The 972-nt window shown below is 40.0% G+C and carries 3 pseudogenes; all 3 read left to right on the top strand.

Annotated elements, in window-relative coordinates:
• A pseudogene (locus GMD6S_RS12790) lies at positions 1 to 384 on the top strand (hypothetical protein); the annotation flags it as partial.
• A 58-nt stretch (positions 385 to 442) separates the two neighbouring features.
• Positions 443 to 623: pseudogene (locus tag GMD6S_RS13010) on the top strand (hypothetical protein); the annotation flags it as partial.
• Positions 624 to 727: 104 nt separating this feature from the next.
• Positions 728 to 972: pseudogene (locus GMD6S_RS09510) on the top strand (D-alanine--D-alanine ligase); the annotation flags it as partial.

Genomic DNA, 972 nt, shown 5'->3' with positions numbered 1-972 from the left:
CTGAAAAAATTGAGGGAAGAGCAGTTAGCTATCGTAGAAGCTCAGATTCAAGCGAGGGAGAACTGGCTAAATCAAATCAAAGACCTCTTTAGTCTCATTTGGGGGAGAGCCTTCTCTGAGAAGACCATCCTCTACAATACCAAGTCTCAAATCGAGTCGGGTATTCAGGATTTGGATGACAAGATTGAAAAATTAGAATTCTTTGTCTCAGAGGTTTCCCAGTATTTCAGCGATAGTCTAGAAGTCCTTAGCTTAGTGATTCAAGGAGCTACGCAACTAAGTAAAATCATTGTCGATAGCGATGGCAACTACTATGCGGACGGTGTGGACATGAGCTGGGTGCAGAAGATGAAGGATGTGAAGGTTGAGAGTGCAAAATATGATTCTTCTAAGAAAGCTAAGGATTTGCATAAAGAATACCAGAAAATCTTAGATAAGTTGGAAAGATGATAAAGAGCTTCCAAACAATCAAACAGATATTCATTTGGTAAAGAATGGAATTGTTGTCAACTACCAAGGGGAGAAAGTTTTTTTATGTAACCAATAACAAGTCCTACACGATTACCATGACCAATGTAGACGACAAGCCAGCTTACTTTGAAGCTCAAGTGGTGGATCGGTAAAATTTCAGCTCTCAAATGAGGGCTTTTTTAGATTCAAGTTTCAAAAAAGAAGCAAATATGATATACTAAAGAACGAGTATTCTATTAGAATTAGGACAAGCAATATGAAACAAACGATTATTCTTTTATACGGTGGACGTAGTGCAGAGCGTGAAGTCTCTGTCCTTTCAGCTGAAAGTGTTATGCGTGCGGTCAACTACGACCGTTTCACCGTCAATACTTTCTTCATCAGCCAGTCAGGTGACTTTATCAAAACACAGGAATTTAGCCAGACCCCAGGTCAAGAGGATCGTCTCATGACCAATGCGACTATTGACTGGGACAAGAAAATAGCGCCAAGTGCCATCTA

The sequence above is a fragment of the Streptococcus sp. GMD6S genome, assembly GCF_000297015.1.
Note: the sequence above shows the minus strand (reverse complement) of the source record. Positions and strands in the feature narration are given on the sequence as shown.